19 protein-coding genes are annotated in these 20512 nt (G+C 34.6%); 12 read left to right on the forward strand and 7 right to left on the reverse strand.

Annotated features, from left to right (window positions below; all coding sequences use genetic code 11):
- Position 1 precedes the first annotated feature (1 nt).
- Positions 2–1507 (reverse strand): helicase HerA-like domain-containing protein, encoded by a 1506-nt coding sequence (locus BM296_RS07555; RefSeq protein ID WP_091902504.1) that lies wholly within the window; start codon positions 1505–1507, stop codon positions 2–4.
- Positions 1508–1677: 170 nt separating this feature from the next.
- Here BM296_RS07555 and BM296_RS07560 point away from each other — a divergent pair, with 170 nt between their 5' ends.
- Complete coding sequence (locus BM296_RS07560; protein WP_091902505.1) at positions 1678–2310, forward strand: 7-carboxy-7-deazaguanine synthase QueE; 633 nt, start codon at positions 1678–1680, stop codon at positions 2308–2310.
- A gap of 13 nt (positions 2311–2323) precedes the next feature.
- Here BM296_RS07560 and BM296_RS07565 read toward each other — a convergent pair whose 3' ends face one another.
- A complete protein-coding gene (locus BM296_RS07565; protein WP_091902506.1) occupies positions 2324–3229 on the reverse strand; it encodes a hypothetical protein in 906 nt (301 codons plus the stop codon).
- Between the two features lie 45 nt (positions 3230–3274).
- Positions 3275–4006 (reverse strand): class I SAM-dependent methyltransferase, encoded by a 732-nt coding sequence (locus tag BM296_RS07570; RefSeq protein ID WP_245786979.1) that lies wholly within the window; start codon positions 4004–4006, stop codon positions 3275–3277.
- 57 nt (positions 4007–4063) lie between these two features.
- Here BM296_RS07570 and BM296_RS07575 point away from each other — a divergent pair, with 57 nt between their 5' ends.
- From BM296_RS07575 to BM296_RS07585, 3 genes are all read left to right on the forward strand, one after another.
- Positions 4064–4558, forward strand: coding sequence for a YkgJ family cysteine cluster protein (locus BM296_RS07575; protein ID WP_091902508.1), 495 nt, complete (start codon positions 4064–4066; stop codon positions 4556–4558).
- 160 nt (positions 4559–4718) lie between these two features.
- Positions 4719–5219, forward strand: coding sequence for a hypothetical protein (locus BM296_RS07580; RefSeq protein ID WP_091902509.1), 501 nt, complete (start codon positions 4719–4721; stop codon positions 5217–5219).
- Positions 5220–5420: 201 nt separating this feature from the next.
- Positions 5421–6278 (forward strand): sterol desaturase family protein, encoded by an 858-nt coding sequence (locus BM296_RS07585; RefSeq protein WP_091902510.1) that lies wholly within the window; start codon positions 5421–5423, stop codon positions 6276–6278.
- Here BM296_RS07585 and BM296_RS07590 read toward each other — a convergent pair.
- Entirely contained in the window at positions 6267–7496 is a 1230-nt protein-coding gene (locus BM296_RS07590; protein ID WP_091902974.1) for an exo-beta-N-acetylmuramidase NamZ family protein, read from the reverse strand. The two genes, BM296_RS07585 and BM296_RS07590, sit on opposite strands and share 12 nt — an antisense overlap.
- A gap of 3 nt (positions 7497–7499) precedes the next feature.
- Between BM296_RS07590 and BM296_RS07595 the strand changes: the two genes are divergently transcribed.
- The 7 genes from BM296_RS07595 to BM296_RS07625 all read left to right on the forward strand — a co-directional run bounded on the left by BM296_RS07595 (position 7500) and on the right by BM296_RS07625 (position 15316).
- Positions 7500–8741, forward strand: coding sequence for an ABC transporter permease (locus BM296_RS07595; RefSeq protein ID WP_091902511.1), 1242 nt, complete (start codon positions 7500–7502; stop codon positions 8739–8741).
- Positions 8742–8820: 79 nt separating this feature from the next.
- Complete coding sequence (locus BM296_RS07600; protein WP_091902512.1) at positions 8821–10116, forward strand: M20/M25/M40 family metallo-hydrolase; 1296 nt, start codon at positions 8821–8823, stop codon at positions 10114–10116.
- Positions 10109–10897: an aldose epimerase family protein gene (locus BM296_RS07605; protein WP_091902513.1), complete on the forward strand. Its 789-nt coding sequence runs from the start codon at positions 10109–10111 to the stop codon at positions 10895–10897. The genes BM296_RS07600 and BM296_RS07605 overlap by 8 nt, the downstream gene beginning before the upstream one ends.
- A 24-nt stretch (positions 10898–10921) precedes the next feature.
- Entirely contained in the window at positions 10922–11695 is a 774-nt protein-coding gene (locus BM296_RS07610; protein ID WP_091902514.1) for an SOS response-associated peptidase, read from the forward strand.
- A 3-nt stretch (positions 11696–11698) separates the two neighbouring features.
- Complete coding sequence (locus tag BM296_RS07615) at positions 11699–12043, forward strand: TfoX/Sxy family protein (protein WP_027064765.1); 345 nt, start codon at positions 11699–11701, stop codon at positions 12041–12043.
- A gap of 54 nt (positions 12044–12097) precedes the next feature.
- Entirely contained in the window at positions 12098–13846 is a 1749-nt protein-coding gene (locus tag BM296_RS07620; protein ID WP_027064764.1) for a SulP family inorganic anion transporter, read from the forward strand.
- A gap of 60 nt (positions 13847–13906) precedes the next feature.
- Complete coding sequence (locus BM296_RS07625; RefSeq protein ID WP_091902515.1) at positions 13907–15316, forward strand: MBL fold metallo-hydrolase; 1410 nt, start codon at positions 13907–13909, stop codon at positions 15314–15316.
- Positions 15317–15688: 372 nt separating this feature from the next.
- Here BM296_RS07625 and BM296_RS07635 read toward each other — a convergent pair whose 3' ends face one another.
- The 3 genes from BM296_RS07635 to BM296_RS07645 form a co-directional block, all read right to left on the reverse strand.
- Entirely contained in the window at positions 15689–17053 is a 1365-nt protein-coding gene (locus BM296_RS07635) for an exonuclease domain-containing protein (protein ID WP_091902517.1), read from the reverse strand.
- A 245-nt stretch (positions 17054–17298) separates the two neighbouring features.
- Positions 17299–17508: a hypothetical protein gene (locus tag BM296_RS07640; protein ID WP_027064760.1), complete on the reverse strand. Its 210-nt coding sequence runs from the start codon at positions 17506–17508 to the stop codon at positions 17299–17301.
- 568 nt (positions 17509–18076) lie between these two features.
- Entirely contained in the window at positions 18077–18307 is a 231-nt protein-coding gene (locus BM296_RS07645; protein WP_027064759.1) for a hypothetical protein, read from the reverse strand.
- Between the two features lie 218 nt (positions 18308–18525).
- Here BM296_RS07645 and BM296_RS07650 point away from each other — a divergent pair, with 218 nt between their 5' ends.
- Positions 18526–20307, forward strand: a complete 1782-nt coding sequence (locus BM296_RS07650) for an alkaline phosphatase (RefSeq protein ID WP_091902518.1) — start codon at positions 18526–18528, stop codon at positions 20305–20307.
- Positions 20308–20512: the final 205 nt, after the last annotated feature.

Genomic DNA, 20512 nt, shown 5'->3' on the forward strand with positions numbered 1-20512 from the left:
ACTATCTCATCACTTTTTTTAATACTCCAAGTACGCCTCTTATGAATGTAGCGCTTGTTAATACTTTAATTACCGGATTCTGTCTGGTACTAGTTCTTCTAGATGTTTTTCTTGCAGCGGGTTTATTCTTTTCTTTCTCGGCTAATTTTTCGGCATTCTCAATTTTTTCGTTCAGAATTTCATAAGCACTTTCCCTATCTATAGTTTCATTGTATTTTTTAACCAATGCAGACCTGTCAATTACTTCTTTCAGTTCTGTATCTGTCAAGATATCCATACGGCTCATAGGTGCGCGTAATAACGTAGCAGCAAGTGGTGTTGGTCTACCTTTCTCGTCTAAGGCAGATATTAATGCCTCTCCAATCCCTAAAGAGGTAAGTACTTCTTTAGTATCGTAAAACTCAGACTCAGGGTAATTTTCTGCCGTTAATTTTATCGCTTTTCTATCTCTTGCCGTAAATGCTCTTAGCGCATGTTGCACTTTTAAACCTAATTGCGATAATACATCATTTGGTACATCGGTTGGGTTTTGGGTTACAAAGTACAATCCAATACCTTTGGATCTAATTAATTTAACAATACTTTCAATTTGATCCAATAGTGCTTTGGAAGCTTCTTTAAAAATAAGGTGAGCCTCGTCTATAAACAATATTAATTCTGGTCTGTCGCTATCACCTTGTTCAGGGAACGTATCATATATCTCAGCCAATAAACTCAACATAAATGTTGAGAATAATTTTGGTCTATCTTGAATATCCGTTAAACGTAATATATTAATATAGCCTCTTCCTTGTTCATCGATACGGGTAAGGTCGTTTACATCAAAAGATTTTTCTCCAAAAAATAATTCGGCTCCTTGTTGTTCTAGCTCTATAATTTTTCTAAGAATAGTACCTGTAGAACTTGTTGATATTCTACCGTATTCTTTTGTGAATTCTGCTTTACCGGCACCTGTTGCGTATTGTAATACTTTTTTAAAGTCCTTTAAATCTAACAATGGCATTTTTTGATCATCGCAGTATTTAAAAACAACGGCAACAATGCCAGACTGCGTTTCAGAAAGGTCTAGGATACGTGATAGTAAAACAGGACCAAACTCAGATACGGTAGCTCTTAGTTTTACTCCATCTTGTTCAGAAAGCGAAAGTATTTCTACTGGAAAGCTACTTGCTTTAAAAGGGAAGCCAATTTTTTCGTGACGTTCATCTATTTTTGCGTGACCAGGACTTGGTTGTGCCAATCCACTTAAATCACCTTTTAAATCCATCAATAAAACGGGAATACCTTTTTCTGATAAATTCTCTGCCAGTACCTGAAGTGTTTTTGTTTTACCTGTACCCGTAGCACCTGCAATAAGCCCGTGTCTATTTAATGTTTTTAAAGGTATTTTTACAAAAGCATTTTTTACAGCCTCGCCATTAAGAATAGCTGCACCCATATTTATGTAGTCACCTTTTGTAGTATACCCTTTTTCTATGTGGTCAAAAAAATCTTCGGTACCGGCCATTTTATTTATTTTCGATAAAAATAGTTGATTTTTAACCAAACCAAAAGGCAAGGGCTGCCTTAAATATCACTAATTTTTAACATTTGTGGACTATTGATGACCATCTAGGGTTATAATAGACCAATGTTTACTTTCTAAGGAAATTGTGAACTAAAACGTATCTTTGCCAAATGAAAAATGAGGAGGTACTTGAAAAAGTGAATAAAGGGTTGTATTTGCCTTTAATGGAAGAGTTTTACACTATACAGGGTGAGGGATTTCATAAAGGGACAGCAGCTTATTTTATTCGTGTTGGTGGGTGTGATGTTGGTTGCCATTGGTGCGATGTAAAGGAGAGTTGGAATGCAGAAACGCATCCGCCTACAGCTATTGAAAAGATAGTGGATAATGCTGCTACATATTCTGATACAATTGTAATTACAGGTGGTGAGCCTTTAATGTGGGACATGAACCCAATTACAAATGCCTTGAAGGCAAAAGGTTTGAAAACACATATCGAAACTTCTGGTGCCTATACACTTTCTGGAGATTGGGATTGGATTTGTCTTTCTCCAAAAAAGAACAAATTACCTGAAGGGCGTATTTATGACGAAGCGCATGAGCTTAAAGTCATAGTTTATAATAAACACGATTTAATTTTTGCAGAGGAACAAGCCGCTAAAACTAACGCTAATTGCATACTGTATTTGCAACCAGAATGGAGTGTTAGGGATAAGGTTGTGCCAATGATCGTAGATTATGTAATGAAAAATCCTAAATGGAAAGTTTCATTGCAAACCCATAAGTATTTAAATATCCCTTAAATCTTAATAGGTCTTAGTTACGACCACCGTTTGCACGAATATCTAATAAACATTCAGCATCTAAATCTACAGTATTTTCGCCTTTAGCAGTGTTTTGCTGTAATAGGTTTAATACTGTTGTGCCAGACAATACACAACCAGATTTTATTCCGTCTTCGTATGTTGCTTTGGAATTAGTTTGTAATGATTTTCCTGTAGAACTGCCAAATTGGAGCTCGGCGCGCATTAGGCATCCCATTTGGTTACAATGATTGTCGCCTACCAACTGTCCGTCTTCATTTTCAGACTCAGATTGATGGTCGTTTACCATGTCGGTTCCTAAGTCCACAAGACCAAATAGGTGGCCAAACTCATGATTAAGAGTGGTGGTTTCCACATCTGCCTCATTAATAGAAGAGCTCAGTGTAGCTAATTCTCTAACCGTTACTTCATGAATAATCATTGATGTATTGCGGTATACAGACCCTAAGGTTACCAATCCATCTTCAAGATCATCACCTTCTGCCGGTGCATCAGAAAAATAAATATAGATGCCCAATGAGCTTCCAGTATTGAAAACGGTTCTATTTTTTGTTTCTAGGTCTGCGATTTCTTGAAGTGTTAATTCATCTTCAGAAGGGCTTGACAGCTCTGTGTAAACCAATTCTATCTCTTCTTTAAATGTGTGTTCTTTTAGATAGTCGGTAAATTGGGTGATAGCAGATTCTGTTGGTTTAAAACCAGTAACATATGCAATCTCAATTACAAGTGTATCAAAATTATCGTTAGATAATATATCTCTAGCAGAATCTCCAGTAGCCAATAAATTGGCACTTTTATTTACTGATGTATCTGAATTGTCACTGTCAGAAGAATTTTTAGAGCAAGAAATGGTAAATACCAATATACATGCTACTAAGAAACTTTTGAATTTATTCATAACTCTAAATTGTCTAATAAGGATAACGTAAATAAACTTACCCTATTACTTCATATGCGTCAATCTTGCTAAATAGTCGTAATGTTCGCCTTCCATTACAAGTTCGCATGTTAAATTACTATAACTCGCGGCTCTTTGCAAGGTGTTGTAGTCTACATATAACCATGGAAAAGACTGGCTTTTTTGCTTCTTATATTCCATGGAGAAGCTTACTTCACCATAGTAATTAACGTTATCGGGAATCCAATAGCCACCGTCTTCATCATTTTCAAACATATAAATAATGTCACTAGAGTCTAATAGAATTTGTCCGTTATCCTTTAAAAGCGATTTTAGTTTGGTAAAGAATTGTTCTAGTTCATTAAGAGTTCCAGCCAAACCCACACCATTCATTAAAACCAAAATAGTATCAAATTGTTGACCTTGATAATCTTCTAGATTGCCGTGAATAGCATTTTTTAATCCCCGCAGCTTGCTAACTTCAATTGCACCTTTTGATGCATCTAAACCAGTTACGGAAATGCCCATGTTTTGTAGATATAGGGCATGACTACCGGCACCACAACCCACATCCAATACTTGGCCTGAACACAAGCTTAATGCCTTTTGTTCTATGTCTGGCATATCTTTAAATTCTCTGAACATATAAGGAAGTGGTAAAACATCCTCTTCATTTAAAGAAGAATATGTGATAATATCTTCTGAATAATTTCCTTTTTGATAATCTAAAAGTGCGGTACCTATAATGTCTTCGTTCAAAATTCTTGTATTTCTCAATACAAAAGTCTCGCTTTTTGGTACTACTTTCCTAGTTTTGAAGAATTAATTTAAGACATGGAAGAGGTTTTACGTGAATTGCCAAAAAAGGCGAGTGAGAAACATAATGAAAATAAAAAGTTTTTTGCCAAGCTTCGTAAAAAGCCCCCTAAGAACTTGGACTATACCATGCAAGAATTGCATGAGGCTGAATTTAAACGAACTGATTGTCTTACCTGTGCCAATTGTTGTAAAACAACGGGTCCGTTATTTACCAATGCTGACGTAGAGCGTATATCAAAATCGTTCCGAATGAAAGCTCAAAAATTTATTGAAACGTATTTACGTGTCGATGAAGAAAATGATTACGTCTTACAACAAACACCTTGTACTTTTTTAGGAGCGGATAATTATTGTTCTATTTATGATGTACGCCCAAAAGCATGCCGAGAGTTTCCGCATACAGACCGAAAGAAGTTTCAACAAATAAGTAATCTTACCCTTAAAAATGTAGCTATTTGTCCTGCTGCTTTCAATATAGTAGAGGAGATGAAGAGGCGGATAAAGTGGTGAAGTTGAAGAATGGCTGACTAAATTATATTTATCGAAAGTGGGCTTTGATGATTAGTTATATGTAGTTAAGTTAAATTATATCATTAGTAAAATTAAAAAAAAAGAAAATCAGATTGTTAAAAAAACTATTGATGAAATAAATCCATTATTTTAAATAAGCATGAAACGTCCTATCCATTTTCTTTTTATTATTATTTCTTTACTTGTATATAACACTTCTTTTGCACAAGAAGATATTAGAAATACTGAGGTTGTAAATTCTGTATTTAACGCACTGAAAACACAGAGCGAAAAAGAATTTTTAAAAATATTACCCACTACAAGCGAAGTGGAATATTTGATTCCAATTGTCAAAAATGCTCAGCCAAAAGAAAATATTCCTTCAGTAGATACCATAATTTCAAAGTTTGAAATTAAAGTTATCGAGAATTTTAAAAACATAAGCAAAAGGGGAAACTCGTTCGGGGTATTGTGGGAAGATATTATTTTAGAAAAAGTAAGCTATAAAAGTAACCCTGACCATAACGTGCCTATTGAAAGAGGAAGTATTACCATGGAGTGTTCAAGTAACGACAAGAAGTTTCTGATTGTTTTGAAAAAGTCATATAAAATACAAGATACTTGGCGTGTAATGGACCCAATAAAGTTCACCCTTTTGTAAAGTTCTAATTTTTTAGTGTCATTAATTCAAAGCTGTTATTATATAAATATGCTGTATTTGTAGTGGAATAAATCAATAAAACTTTATTATATTACATGATTAATTACGAAATCATTAGAATTTGTATTTTTTATTGATGATACTATAATTGAGTTGCAAATTGATTTCTGCAGTTTATAATTTTAACGACTTACTTATTTGATGGAACAATTAATAACCTATTTTGAATCGATACCTGCTGCACACAGATCATTAATATTGGTAGGGGGAATAACTTTCTTTTGGATATTAGAAGGTATTGTACCATTGTTCAACGGTTCTTATGATAAATGGAAACATTCTTTACCCAATTTCTTTTTTACATTAACAACCATCATTATTAATTTTCCTTTGGCATTTTTGCTGTTAAAAACATCTGATTGGGCAGTAACCAATGATTTTGGTATTATTAATTGGTTACCAGAAATGCCTTTGTGGGCTTATGTATTTTTAGGTGTTGCTCTGTTAGATTTAATTGGGGCGTATTTAGCACATTTGGTTGAGCATAGAGTAAAACCATTGTGGATGGTGCATTTGGTGCATCATACAGATCATAATGTTGATACGACTACAGCTAATAGGCATCACCCGTTAGAAAGCTTAATACGTTATGTATTTACTCTGGTAGGGGTTTTTGTAGTTGGCGCACCAATAGGTATTATCATGTTATACCAAAGTCTTTCGGTAATATTGTCACAATTTAACCATGCGAACATAAAACTTCCAAAAGGTGTAGATAAAGCTATCAGCTGGATACTTATTTCACCCGATATGCATAAAGTACATCATCATTATGTATTACCATATACAGATAGTAATTACGGAAATATCTTTTCTTGGTGGGATCGTCTGTTTGGGACGTATATGCATTTAGACAGAGAGAAAATTATCTACGGTGTAGATACTTTTCCAGATGAGGTTGCAAACGGACAAATTAGCTCATTACTTAAATATCCATTTGTTGGGTATCGAAAACCAACAACAGATATCGTTAATGATAATCATCCATTAGTAAAGTAGGTGCTTTGCTCTAATTTTCTTGAACTTTTCTAGGTCTGCTTGCCAAGTGGCTTTTATTTCGGTATTGGTTAGTCCGTCTTCAATTTGTTTTTGAAGTTTTTCAGAACCTGCATGCTTGGTGAATCCGCTCGTCAGAAAATATTTGCTTTTATCAACCGAGTTGGTGTACGCATCTATAATATAATCCATAGTCACCTCATTCATGCGCTCTGTTTTTGATAGGTCTTTACCATAACACAACTTTCCTTCTTCTTTTGGGTATTTAGAGCCAAAATTGGGTTTTGGGGTATATGTAAAATCGTAAACTTTACTGTCTAAAAATGAGGCTCCGTAACGTTGAAACTGAAACTCCGTTCCACGACCGGCATTAATATTTGTGCCTTCAAAAAGACCCAAACTAGGGTATAGGTTTATAGAGGTGTCATTAGGTAAGTTTGGTGAAGGCCGTATTGGTAGACTATAAAATGTATCATGTGTCCAATTTTTTAAAGGAATTACGGTTAAGTCTACCTTTTTATCACCATCCAACCACATTTCTTCATTAATCATAGTTGCGTATTCGCCAATGGTCATTCCATACACTAACGGAATTTCGGTCATACCCAGAAAAGAGGTGTGTGCGGCTTTCATTGTTGGTCCGTCAACATAATGTCCGTTAGGGTTTGGTCTGTCCAATACTAAAATGGGTATTCCTTTTTCGGCACAAGCTTCCATCACCAATTGCATGGTTGATATGTACGTGTAAAAACGTACACCTACATCTTGTATGTCGAACAATACTAAATCTAAGCCTTCGAGTTGCTCCTGACTTGGTTTTCTATTTTTACCGTGCAACGATATTAAGTCTAGCCCCGTTTTTATATCGGTACTATTATTTACATGCTCACCTGCATCGTAATCACCTCTAAACCCATGTTCTGGTGCAAATACATGTTTAATGTCAACATCTAAAGAAAGTAGACTATCTACCAAATGGGTGTGTCCGTCAGAATTAAAAATGACGCTGGTCTGGTTTGCGACAATAGCTATTTTTTTTCCTTTTAAAAGTGGTACATAAGCTTCAGTTCTGTTAGCGGCAACTATAATTTCTTTTTCCATTTGCTCTATATGTGGCTCGTTGTTTATTGTAGTAGCTACTTCTTTGGTTTCGTTTCCACAGGTAGCCAATACCAAAAACCATAATAAAACTGTACTTTTGAAATTGGATAAAAATAACATCATTTGAATCTAGAATATTTTATCGCCAAACGGCTTATAAAGGGTAAGGAGCATAAAATTAGTATATCTGCGCCAATAATAAAAATAGCCATTGCCGCAATTGCAATTGGGGTTGTTATGATGTTGGTTGCTATTGCTACAGGTCTAGGTCTAAAAGAAAAAATACGTGAAAAAATAACTGCATTTAACGGTCACGTACAAATCTATAATTACGATAATAATAATTCTGAAGTTTCTGTAGTACCTGTGAGTACAAATCAGGAATTTTATCCGGATTTCAATATGGTAGATGGTATTGTTCATATACAAGCTGTTGCCACGAAAGCTGGTATTATACGTACCGAAGAAACTTTTGAAGGTATTATTGCCAAAGGTGTCGGTACCGAATATAATTGGGAACCATTCAAAGAGTTTTTAATTGATGGTGTATTACCAGATTATTCCGGTGAGTTAAATTCAGATGTGTTGATTTCTAGAATAATGGCTAGTCGGCTTAACTTAAAGGTGGGCGATTCATTCTTTACTTTTTTCTTGCGAGATGATGCAGCCGATAAAATTCCCAATCAAAGAAAATTTACCATTACCGGAATCTTTGATAGCGGATTTGAAGAAATTGACGGACTCTATATTTTTACGGATATACGCCATATACAGCGTATGAATAAATGGAAGGATACCGAAGTAGGTAATTTTGAGATTTTCTTGAATAGTTTTGATGATATAGACCAGAAAGCCAATGAAATATATGGCGAAACGGTAGCTAGTTTAGATACTAAAACTATAAAAGATAAGTACTATAAAATCTTTGAATGGATTGGGTTGTTCGATTTTAATATCGCATTGATCATTGGTATTATGATTATAGTAGGTGGAATAAATATGATTACCGCTTTATTGGTTTTAATCTTAGAGCGTACCCCAATGATCGGTATTTTAAAAGCGTTGGGTACTACGAATTGGAGTATTAGAAAAGTCTTTTTATACAATGCAGCGTATCTTATTGCTGTTGGGTTGTTCTGGGGAAATCTTATAGGTCTAGGAATTATTTTTATTCAAGAGAAATTTCGTGTTTTCAAGTTCCCGAACCCGAAAGAATATTATATAGAGTACATTCCTGTAAGTATAGATTTGTGGACCATTCTGTTATTAAACGCGGGAGTTTTGTTTCTTTGTTTGTTGATGTTGTTGATTCCATCATATATTATTACCAAAATTACACCTGTAAAAGCTATTCGTTTCGAGTAGTTAATTTTTTGAATAGCTTATTCCATATTTAATCTTTGTTTAAACCCCTTTTTGGTAAATTTGATGTAAAACAAACCACATGCATCAAAAGTTACTACTTACCGTATTATCTATGTTTCTGTTTACGGCAGTTCATGCACAGAAGCTTTCAAAAAACGAAAAAAAGGTTGTTAAAGCTATAGAGCAAAACAATGCCGAGGCAATTTCCTTTCTGGAAAAAGTCGTGAATATCAATAGCGGTACTTTAAATCTTAAAGGTGTTGAAATGGTAGGTCAAGAATTTGCTTCTGCTTTCACCGATATCGGTTTTGAAAGCACTTGGATACCTATGCCCGAAGAAATGAATAGAGCAGGACATCTGTTCGCTGAAATTAAAGGTACAAAGGGAAAAAAGCTTCTGTTAATAGGTCATTTAGATACCGTTTTTGAAGAAGATAGTCCGTTTCAAAAATTTGAGATGGTTAACGATTCCATAGCTCATGCCCCAGGGGGAAATGATATGAAAGGTGGCGATGTTATAGTGCTATATGCATTAAAAGCACTACAACAAAACGGATTGCTAAATGATGCTCAAATTATTGTAGCCTTTACAGGAGATGAAGAAAGTACGGGCAGCCCTCTAGAGAAAAGCAGACATGATCTAATTGAAGCTGCTAAAAGAAGTGAGATTGGGTTAGGTTTTGAAAACTCAACTGGGTTTAATTATGCAACAGTTGCCCGTAGAGGTTCGTCTGGTTGGAAAGTTGAGGTTGAGGGTAAAAGAGCGCACTCTTCAGGAATCTTTAGTGAAGATACCGGAGCAGGAGCCATTTTTGAAATGTCAAGAATTTTAAACGGCTTTTACACCGATGTAAAAGGGGAAGACTTATTAACCTTCAATCCTGGTACTTTGGTTGGTGGTACGTTCGTAGAATTTGATGAAATGACCAGTAAGGGAACTGTATTTGGCAAGACCAATGTAGTAGCTCAAAAAGCAGAAGTTCGCGGCGGATTACGATTTATATCTGAAGAGCAAAAAGAACGTGCTCGCGAAAATATGAGAACAGTTGTGGCCAACAATTTACCACATACCTCTGCCAAGGTAACTTTTGATGATAGTTATCCTGCTATGCAGCCAACGGAAGGTAACAAGGCATTGTTAACTAAACTGAACAAAGTAAGTTTAGATTTGAAACAAGGTGAGGTATTGGCATATGATCCAGGAAAAAGAGGCGCTGCAGATACTTCTTTTGTAGCGGAATATGTAGATTGTTTAGATGGTTTAGGTACTATGGGTAATGCAGCACACACTCCAGAAGAAACTGTGAACTTAAATACTATAGAAGCACTGACAAAAAGAACTGCACTATTAATTTATAGATTGATAAATGAGTAAAATAACAACACTTAAAGTTGGAGATCAACACGTAAAAATTGAAGATGGAGAATTGGTAGGGTATCAAGTTTCTGGTCATGAGTTTATGCACCAAAAAGGGAACCCTGGTTGGCGTAGTGTTGATACTGAAATGTTTCCGTTAATAGGACCTACTAGCGAAGCAGATTTTAAAGTAAAAACTCCAAAGGGATTCGCTATTCAAGATCAGCATGGGTTACTGCGAGAAATGAAGTATAAAATAGTGGGGAATACGGATAGCAAGGCTGTTTTTGTAAAAAAATACACTGCAAATACAACCGTATTGAATTCTAAATATCCTACGAAATCTACTGCGGAGAAATTAGCTTGGCCGTATAATTTTGAGTTCGTAAAAACCTTTGAATTAATAGATGGTGCATTAAACGTTTCGTTTACAATTTCTGGCGAAGAGGGAATGCCATTTATGCTTGGATATCACCCCGCATTTATGCTTCATACTAAAAATGCTATCATATCTGCAGGAAAGCAGAATATTACCATACCAGAGGTTATGGCAGTAGGTAGCAGAGCACTTCAAATACCAAATATCGATGTCGTTACGTTGAAAGATGAGCGTACATTACAAATAACATCAGAAGGGTTTAGTCATTTTATGTTATGGACAGAGGTGCCCAATATGGTCTGTATAGAGCCTATTACATTTTATCCATACGCTGTTTCTCAAGATAATTTGGCAGAAGGTTTTATGGTATTAAAAAATGAGCCAATGTTGTTCAAGGTAAAGTTGAAGCCTTTGCCATAAATATCCATTACTAAATTATGGTGTATGTGTTATGATGTTAAAACCAGTTTAGAGGCGCAATTGAAGCGGGCAAAAAGGAGTCAAGATTTAAAGGCGATAGATGAAATTATAGAAAAGCTTGGTCCTTTAACTGATTTGCCGTTACATCATGCTTCTGGATTTTCACATCCAGATGTTTTAATATATACCAACGAAGATGAGTTTTATCCTATGGTAGCTACTTGGGGTTTAATACCACATTGGGTGAATAGCGTAGAACAGCAAAAGAAGATTTGGAACAGTACGTTGAATGCCAGGGTAGAGACCATTACTGACAAACCTGCTTTTAGAGATTCTGTCCAAGAGAAACGTTGTATTTTTTATATCGACGGATTTTACGAACACCACCATTGTAATAATCATACATATCCGTTTTACATCCATCGAAAGAATAACCAACCAATAGCCTTGGCAGCCTTATGGTCTAAATGGGTAAATCCGGAAGATGGAGGTGTTATAAATTCTTTTTCAGTAGTAACCACAATTGGTAATGGATTAATGGCAAAAATTCATAACAACCCAAAACTAAAAGAACCACGCATGCCTTTAATGCTTTCTGAAAATATGGAAGAACAGTGGTTGACATCAGCGTTAGATTTTGATAAAGAATTAAAAGAACTATTGACCGAAAATGGTACTATTGAATTACAGGCCCATACGGTAGGGAAGCTAAGAGGTAAAAGCTATGAAGGTAATGTAGCTTCAATTTCAGATGAGGTTGTATATAAAGAATTGGAAACTGAAGAATGGAAATTTTAAGTAATGGCGTATAGTGAATATTTGGCGGATAGGGTAAGAATACGTCTAAAGGGAAAAGGGGAGTTAGAGGAGAAGAAAATGATGGGTGGACTCACCTTTATGATGAACGGTAAAATGTGTTTAGGCATTATGTTCGATAAGAAAAGTGAAGAAGATAGGTTAATGCTAAGGGTAGGTAAACTTAATTACGAAGCGCTTTTAAATTTACCAGGTAGTAAACCAATGGATTTCACGGGAAAACCAATACGCGGATTTCTATTTATTGAACCTGATGGTTTTGATACCGAAAACGACTTAGATTTTTGGGTAGAAAAAGCATTGGAATTCAATAGACTTCTTAATCCGTAATGTAATGGTTTTAAAATCAGCCGCTGTGCCCTTCTAATTGATTAAATTTGCTGCGTGAGGAATATTTTGCCTTTTATGGAATGGGTTTCTACCTATAAAAAAGCCTACTTTATTAAGGATTTAATAGCGGGTCTTACCGTTGGTATCGTTCTGGTGCCACAAGGTATGGCATATGCTATGATTGCGGGGCTACCACCTGTGCACGGTTTGTATGCTTCATTATTTCCTGTGCTTACCTATGCTTTGCTTGGTACATCGAGAAAAATAGCTGTTGGTCCCGTTGCAATGGATTCCTTATTGGTAGCCGTTGGTCTTGGAACATTGGCAATAACTGGTGTGGAGAATTACATAATAATGGTAGTTCTGCTTACCTTAATGGTGGGTGCAATTCAATTGGTATTAGGTGTACTGCGCATGGGGTTTTTAGTCAACTTTCTCTCCAAACCCGTTATTAGTGGTTTTACCTCCGCAGCGGCAATCATCATAGTATTAAGTCAGTTAAAGCATTTGTTGGGTATTTCTGTTGCGGGTAGTAATAGAATTTATGAAACGATATTCAATATTTTTTATAAGCTAGGTGAGACTAATTGGGTAGATTTTGGTATCGGTCTTGTGGGTATCGGGTTACTGTTGGCATTTAAAAAATGGAACAAAAATATACCCGGTATTTTAATAATAGTAGTGTTGGGTATTTTAGCTGTTTTCCTTTTTCAGATGGAAACATTCGGAATTAAATTGGTGGGTAGTGTACCTAGCGGGTTGCCAACCTTTGTTATGCCGACCGTTGATGTTGAAGATATGAAGCAACTAGCGCCTATTGCAATTGCGTTGGCATTGGTAGGTTATTTAGAAGCAATATCCATTGGTAAGGCATTAGAAGATAAATCAGGGGAAGATACGATAGAAGCAAATAAAGAATTAATAGCTTTAGGCTCCGCTAATATTGTAGGTTCTTTATTTCAAGGTTACCCGGTAACGGCAAGTTTTTCTAGATCCGCAATTAGCTATGATGCTGGTACTAAAACAAACTTATCTGCAATATTCAGTGTTATATTGGTTGTTTTAACCCTGTTATTTTTAACACCTTTATTTAAGTATTTACCTAATGCCGTTTTAGCTAGTATTATTATGGTGTCGGTCGTCAAACTTATAGATATCAACTATTTTAAACATCTGTGGTTGAATAGGAAAGATGAGTTTTTTATAATGCTTATTACCTTTATTATTACATTGTTTATTGGCATTACTCAGGGTATTTTAATAGGTGTGCTGTGCTCTTTATTGTTGATGGTGTACAGAACATCTAAACCGCATTTTGTTGAGATTGGTAATATTGGAAATTCCGACTATTATAAAAATGTAATTCGTTTTGCCGATGAGGTGGTTGTGCGTAATGATTTATTAATCGTTAGGTTCGATTCTCAATTGTACTTTGGTAATTCAGCTTATTTTAAAAAGCAACTTTTAAAACATATTAAGGCGAAGGGACCTAAGTTAAAGGGGATAATTTTAAACGCTGAATCTATAAATTATATAGATGCAACGGCAGCAGATATGCTAACTAAGCTTATTCATGATATTCGTGAAAGAAACTTACAATTTTATATTGCTGGTGCTATTGGACCAACAAGAGATATCATTTTTAATACAGGAATAATTAAGGAATTGCAAAGAGAATTTCTGTTTGTAAAGACAAAAGAAGCGGTAGACTTTTTTGATAACCCGAACGAAGTTTCTTTATTGGCTGCTAAAGTGGCCTATGAAAATAGTAGGATGGCTAAGATGAAAGTAGCCCCAAAATAAAATAAATCTTGTACCTTAAGGAAGAAGAGGTATGTTGAATAATATAAAAGATAGTGTCGTATGAACATAGAACAAATATATACTGGTTGTTTGGCTCAAGGAGCTTATTATATTGAGAGTGATGGTGAAGTAGCTATAATTGATCCGTTAAGAGAAGTGAGTCCTTATATAAAAAGAGCAGCGAACGACAACGCAAAAATCAAGTATATTTTTGAAACTCATTTTCATGCCGATTTTGTTAGCGGGCATGTTACATTATCTAAAGAAACTGGTGCGCCTATTATTTACGGACCTACTGCAAACCCAACTTTTGATGCCATTATAGCTGAGGACGGACAAGAGTTTAAATTAGGAAAAATTACATTTAAGGTATTGCATACTCCTGGGCATACTATGGAAAGTACAACCTATTTATTGAGAGATGAAAATGGTAAGGACCATGCTATTTTTTCTGGTGATACATTATTCTTGGGAGATGTTGGAAGACCAGATTTAGCACAGAAATCTGCGGATATGACGCAAGAGCAATTGGCAGGAACATTGTTTGACAGTTTAAGAACTAAAATAATGCCATTAGCAGATGATATTACCGTTTACCCAGCACATGGCGCTGGTTCTGCATGTGGTAAGAATATGATGAAGGAGACTGTTGATACTTTGGGTAATCAGAAGAAAATGAACTACGCTTTACGGGCAGATATGACTAAAGAGGAGTTTGTAAAAGAAGTTACGGACGGGTTATTGCCACCACCTAAATATTTTCCTTTGAACGTAAAGATGAATAAAGAAGGGTATGAGGATATTGATGATGTTCTTGTGCGTGGAAACCGTGGGCTAACTCCAGAAGAGTTTGAAAAAGCAGCGAATACTACCGAAGCTTTGGTATTGGATGTAAGACACCAAGATGAGTTTGTGAAAGGTCATGTGCCAAGATCTATTTTTATTGGTTTAAACGGAGATTTTGCTCCTTGGGTAGGAGATTTAATAGCGGATACAAAACAGCCTTTGTTATTGGTGATACCTGAAGGTAAAGAAGAAGAAGCTATTACGAGATTGTCTCGTGTTGGGTTCGACTCGGCTATAGGATATTTAAAAGGCGGAATTGAAGCTTGGAAAGCAGCAGGTAAAGAGATTGATCAAATTACTTCAATTACATCATCTGAGGCTAAAGATATTATTGATAAAGGCGATGCTGCCATTTTTGATGTACGTAAAGATGGTGAGTATTTAAGTGAGCACTTAGTAGGTGCTGTTCATACGCCGCTGAGTGAATTGAATAAGCATTTGTCTAAGTTTCCTGAGAAGGGAGAATTCTTGGTTCACTGTGCTGGTGGGTACAGATCGGTAATAGCATCATCTATTTTAAAGAGTCGTGGAATTCACAATCTTATTGATGTAAAAGGCGGTTACGGAGCACTTAAAAAGGAAGATTTAAAAAAGACGGATTACGTGTGTCCCACAACTCTATAAACAGAATTGTTTATCTGGGTATCATATCTTAACTTGAAGTATTATTAATTAACCCTTTAAATAGGATTTTATATACTGTAATGTTTAAAAATTTTATTGATCGTGTCGGTCTGGCCAATGTAATCATGCTTATAGTAGTATTGTCCATAATAGTGGTATCGGAAGTTCTTTTCTTATCCGGCAAGAAATTAGATGCTATTTTTATAGCATTTTGGGCGCCTACTATTTTAGGTTTTATGAATTATTTAAAATATAAAAAGTAGTGGAGTTCGTTCTAATGTATTCAATATTCATATCCATAGTTTTTATGGTCTGGTTACTTTTTGTAATTAGGATGTACAAGAAAATGAAGGACTAGTTGTAAGTAGTTTTTTATAAGGAAAAAACGGAATCAGGATTTTTACGAAGGTAGCTCTCTATAATACGCTGCGTTTCTAAAGTGTTTTTTTGACGAACTATAAAAGTCTCTAGATCTTGTGGCTGATGAATAGGTGTTTCTTTAGGAACAAATCCGTAACCACTATAATTATTTTCTTGAATAAATACAAAAGCGTTCTCATCTGCAGTCCTGCCTTTTATCTTAATAAATACATCTGTTTGTACTTCTTTTAAGCTGGTTAGCGCATCCTTAACACGGTCATTATATTCGTTAATCATTTGTAGATCAGAACAAATACCAATACATTGTTTTATTTTGTAATGAGAGCATACCGCTACATTTTCTTGCAGATGACAATACTTAGGGCAAAGTTCAAAAGTGCTACATAGCGTTTCTAAATATTGCCTTGCTTCTGTAGGACTATAACAAATTGCCAACGGATTAGGTGTCATTTTTATTTTATTGAATGCAAGGTGAATAATGCCATTTCTGTCTTCATAGCTGAATATCCCATATTGCTGAATAGACCTTTTTTGAGCACTATTATATTTAGGGTAATGGTGTTTTATTTCTGCAGATTCTTTCAATAGCGCTATAAGCTCATTACCGGTTTCCTCAAAATCTAAAGACGTGGTTTCTGCACAAAGAGTAATTTCTTTTGTCTTTTTATCATAAAAATGACCAAGTACTCTTTTCTTGATGTTCTTAGCTTTACCTACATAAATAATTTTTCCCTTTTGGTCTTTAAAATAGTAGACGCCTGGTGTTATAGGTAGTTTTAAGTATTCTTCTTTTGGTAAACCAGGCGGTAATGTTGCCTCTTGTGATTTTGAATTTAAGAAAAGCTTAAAGACCTTTTCAGAATTTTCTGCACGTAATAACTTGTGAAAAAGTAATACGGTGGCATGGGCATCTCCTCTGGCTCGGTGCCTATCAGTTAAAGGTATTCCTAATGCTGCCGTTAGTTTTCCTAAACTATATGAATTATAGCCGGGTAGAAGCTTTCTTGATAAGCGAACCGTGCATAGCTTCTTTCTAGAGAAATCATGTCCAAGTAATTTAAACTCGTTTTTTATGACATTGTAATCGAAATTGACACTATGGGCAACAAATATAGTATCTGCTGTAATAGCATTTATTTGCGGAATTATTTCTTCTAGCAATGGTGCGTTACGGACCATGTCATTGTCGATTCCGGTAAGCCCGGTAATAAATGCCGGTATAGGGCATTGCGGATTCACCAAAGAAGTAAATTCATCGATTACTTCATGACCATCATATTTAAAAATGGAAATCTCAGTAATTCTATTGCCTTTTACTCCGTTGCCGGTAGTTTCTATATCAATTATTGTGTACAAAAAGTGAGGAATGTATTAGAACTGCAAAGTTAGCAGAAAATGCATTAGTATGAATAGTTCTAACGTCGGTTTAGCACTTTAGAATATTGAAATAAGAAGTGAAATAGATTGTTGGAGGTGCGACAGACATTAAAAATAGTGTAGAAGACCTACTGAAGCTTAATGCTGCAACTAAATATGTTAAAGTAGTAGTAACTACTTTAATTAGGTTAATGTTACTTAGAAAACAATAGAGATAAAAATTCTTATTTAGCTACCTGTGTGTTCGTATTATTAATAGCTGTTACTCCTGAATTTTGAGTATTAGAATCATTATTTAAAATGTTTTTTTCAGTATTGTCACGTACTACATATTCTGAGACAAGATCATAATCTTTACCGCAAGAGGATAAACTTAATAGAAAAACAACAGCTGCAACAGGGACGAAAAAGGTTTTGGTAATGTTCAATTTCATGTAAATGGTGGTAAAAATTATCTCGCTATTTTATTAACGCGTTTCGAAAATATTTAAACTTTATTCATTAACGACGAAAAGTTGTATTTATTCGATGAAATGCATATTAATGTTATTAACACTGACTGTTAATAACGGTAAGAGGTTAAATTATAAGCTAATTAGCTTATAATTTAGATAAGACTTATTATTCTAAATCGAAAAAAATGTAAAGGAAAATGGTTTAGAAGTGCTATTTATTTTCTTTAAGGCTATTTGCTTTAATTGTTATAGTCAGCTAGGTATAAAATAGTGATACTTTAAAATTGCTTTTTTTGAGAAAAGCTCCTATTCTTATTTTTTGTAACAATGAATTAAGGAACACTTTTAAAATGCAAAGAATTTAAAGTTACCTTGATGTTTACTTAAACTTGAATTTAATAAATGAACTCATCTTTGCAGCGAGTTTAGAATAAGTTTGAGTTAGTTGACTAACCGATGCATCATTATAGTGTGTCGGTTTTTTTATGCCCTGAAATAAAGAACTAAATGAAAAATGTGCTTGTAATAGGAAGTTATATGGAGCTGATTAAAGCTGTACTTTGATTTCTTTGATTTTAAAAACCTGAGTTCTTAGAAGGTTTTGGAAAATAAAAACAATTTTCTCCTGATTTTCTTCAGGAATACGACCTCCAATAATCCAATTTTTTCTAACGTAATTGGTACTTTTTAGATTAAACTCAGACATCAAGCATTGTAATGCTTCTTCTCGAGTTTCGTCGTTCATTTTACTGAACATTTGTTTTATATTTTCGGTCATTGTTGGTTTTGGTAGTCTCCAAAAATAAATAAAAAAGTGTTTCAACTGTCGAAAATCTTTAAATAGATATGAGCATGTTGACAACAATTTAATCTTTACTTGACCTTAGCTTAAGTTAAAATAGGATTTTAGTTATAACATTTGCAAACCGAATTTTTTTTTAAGGTAAAACCGTACCTTAAGATTTTTAAAGATTTTCTTCATTATAAAATTGAATTATGAGACTTATAAGAATAGCAATAACCTTTTTGTTTTTAGCAAGTATTAATACTGGGTTTTCTCAAGACTATAAGGTTCATTCTCATAATGACTACAAACAGAACGTTCCGTTCTGGAAAGCATTTGGTGCTGAGGTACAATCTATTGAAGTAGATGTATTTTATATCGATGATAAATTAATGGTTGCTCATGAACTTAATGAAATTCAGCAAGACAAAACTTTAGAGCGTTTGTATTTAAATCCTCTAAAAGAAGCAATAGCCTTAAAAATGGTTTCAGGAAAAGAGATTCAGATAATGGTAGATGTTAAGACAGATGCCTATAAAACGCTTGATGCTATCGTTGGTAGCTTAAAGGATTATCCAACTATTATTAGTAATGAAAATATCAAAATCATCATTTCTGGTAATAGACCGGCTTTAGAGGAGTATGTAAACTATCCAGATTTTATTTCTTTCGATTATCAAAGCATAGAACCTATTAACGATACTAAAACACTTGATAAAATAGCCTTGGTTAGTTTAAGTTTTAAGAATTATTCTGAATGGAATGGTAAAGGCAGACTAACCGTTGATGATTATAATAAGGTTATTGCAGTTATAGATAAGGCACATGAATTAGAAAAGCCATTTCGTTTTTGGGCAACTCCAGATTCTAAATCCGCTTGGAAAGCTTTTACGAACATGGGGGTAGATTTTATAAATACAGATATGCCTAATGAGTGCGTGCAGTATGTTTCTTCTTTAAAGGAAAGAGTAGCTAAGAATACAATTTTCTCGAAAGTGTACAAACCAACGTTTGAATCTGATAAGGCAAATCGTGCACCTAAGAATATTATTCTAATGATTGGTGATGGTAACGGAATTACGCAAATCTCATCTGCAGTTTTAGCGAACAACGGAGAGCTATCCTTAACACAATTGAAAAGTGTAGGTTTTATAAAAACACAATCTGCCGATGATTTTACTACAGATTCTGCTGGTGCGGGCAGCGCAATTGCCACAGGTCAAAAAACGAATAACAGAGCAATTGGTACCGATGTAAATGGTAGGGCAATACCAAACCTTACTGAAATACTTTCAGAAAATGGATTTAACACTGGTGTAATTACTACAGATGAGATTACAGGAGCTACGCCTTCATCCTTTTTCGCCCATAGAACGGATAGAGGAATGGTTGCAGAAATTGCATCGGACTTACATACTTCTAAATTGAAACTATTCATATCAAGACCAACTACCACTGTTACGAATATTGAAGCGTCAGGATTTGAAATGAATTCGAATATAGCCGCTATTGGTACTAGTAAAAAAGAAAAAGTAGGTGCGTGGTTTGCTGATATTAAGATAAAATCTTTAGAAGGGTATATAGAACAATTGTCGGTTGCTACTAAAAACGGACTTTCTTTTTTGAATAATAAAAAGAAGCCTTTTTTCTTAATGACGGAAGGAGCTAAAATTGATAGCTATAGTCATGAAAATGATATCACAGGAGTTATAAATGAAAGTATATCTTTTGATAAGGCAATCACTGAAGCATTAAAATTTGCCGATGCAGATAAAAACACTCTTGTCATTATTACAGCGGATCATGAAACTGGTGGGTTAACCATTCCACAAGGTAATATGCTTAAACATGAAATTGAAGCTGATTTTACTACACATGACCATACAGGCGTAATGGTTCCTGTTTTTGCCTATGGTCCCATGTCTCAAGAATTCCAGGGTATTTATGAGAATAATGAGATTTTCCATAAAATCATCAAAATATTAGACCTTTAAATCATAATTTGTTTAATTACCACTCTTTAAAATGTTAATTTGTTAAACAAAATCTGTTTAACAAGATAATCCCTACTGCAGAATTCTTTTAGCTGAAAACAAATGTTAACTTAATACTAATTAAACAACAGCTCAATTTTGGTCAAATATGCTAATGTAAACGTGATCTTAAGTTAACAGTCACTTGCATCGCTAAAACTACTTT

Origin of the sequence: Maribacter stanieri (assembly GCF_900112245.1) — a bacterium.
In the GTDB taxonomy this organism is placed as follows: Bacteria; Bacteroidota; Bacteroidia; order Flavobacteriales; family Flavobacteriaceae; genus Maribacter; species Maribacter stanieri.